General features: G+C 73.2%; 2 protein-coding genes and 1 pseudogene. 1 reads left to right on the top strand and 2 read right to left on the bottom strand.

Features of this window, described 5'->3' with window-relative positions; genetic code table 11:
• A partial coding sequence (locus U4E84_RS17875) for a DUF5804 family protein (RefSeq protein ID WP_322533422.1) occupies positions 1-369 on the top strand: 369 nt, incomplete at its 5' end.
• Between the two features lie 19 nt (positions 370-388).
• Here U4E84_RS17875 and U4E84_RS17880 read toward each other — a convergent pair.
• The gene (locus U4E84_RS17880; protein WP_322533423.1) at positions 389-916 is read right to left on the bottom strand and encodes a hypothetical protein; all 528 of its coding nucleotides are present in this window, start codon (positions 914-916) and stop codon (positions 389-391) included.
• Position 917: 1 nt separating this feature from the next.
• A pseudogene (locus U4E84_RS17885) lies at positions 918-1,237 on the bottom strand (glycosyl transferase family 2); the annotation flags it as partial.

Raw genomic sequence — 1,237 nt, forward strand, 5'->3', positions numbered from 1 at the left:
GCGACCTACGACATCGAAGAGCCGTTCGCGAACAGCGTCGCGGTCGACACCGTGAGCCTCGGCGCCGCCGTCTCGCTTTTGAACGACCTCGACTGGTACCTCGTCCGCTTCGTCGAGGAGGCGCTCGTCTTGGAGCCGTCCGTCGCGACCGACGAGTGGCTCTCGCGGGACCTCGCCCGCGAGGTCCGCGACGGCGACGTGCCGCCGGAGGAGACCGACCAGCGGCTGAAGGTGTTCGGGCTCGTCGACGGTCGGCCAGTCGAGCCGCTCTTCGTCCGACGGCGACAGGGCGAGACGCCGGAGTACGACCTCCGCGACGTCGACGAGACCGTCGTCGTGCGCGTGAGCGAGTCCGAGTTCTCCGGCTGAGGACCCGAATCGCGTCCCGCTATTCGTCGACTTCCGCGAGGATCCGCGTCCGAATCGGGTCCACGTCGACCGGCGCCCACGCCTCCACGTCGTAGGTCACGTCCGCGAACGTCTCCAAGCGGTCGTCGTCTCCCTGGGTTATCGCCTCGACCGCCTCCTCGCGGAGCCGGTCGAGGACTGCGTCCGCGAGCGCCTCGCGGTCGACCCCGCGGTCGGGCACGTCGAGGATGTGCGGGAGGTCTTCCGCGCCCTCCGGGAGCGTCGGGAACGCGGCCGGGCCGACCGCGAGGGGGGCCGATCCCGTCGCGGTTCGGTTCGTCGCACCGTCGCCCGCGAGCGCGCCGTCGGGAGCCGGCACGAGCGCGTACTCGGCGACCGCGAGGTCGATGGCGGCGTCGATGGCGTCCTCGTCGACCTCGGCCCGCCGCTTGAACGCCAGCTCCGAGAGCGCCCGCGAGAGCTCCGCGCGGGTGAGCCACCCGAACAGGTCGACGACGCCGGCGAGGTCGTCGCGCGCGGCGACGCTCGGGCCGCCTTCGTCCGCCATCTCAGTCCTCCCCCGGCGCGGGTTCCGCCTGGGCGTCCCCCGTCGGCGAGCCGTCGAGGCGGCCGCTCCCGCGGACCGCCTCGAGATCCTCGCGCGCGGCCTCGTGGACCTCGTCGGGGTCGACCGGAGCGTTTCCCCACGCCGGGAGCCGCGTGTCGGGGCCGGGTTCGCCGAGCGCCTCGGCGTACGTCGCCACCTGCGAGCGCTCGTCGTCGGGGTCGTACGAGAGGCCGTTGAACGCCGCGTCGGTCGCGTACCCGTCGACGAGCGTCTCCGCGGCCTCACGGTACCGCTCGGTGAGACCGCCGTAGTCGACGTCGA

The organism is Halorubrum sp. AD140 (genome assembly GCF_034497445.1).
GTDB lineage: Archaea > Halobacteriota > Halobacteria > Halobacteriales > Haloferacaceae > Halorubrum.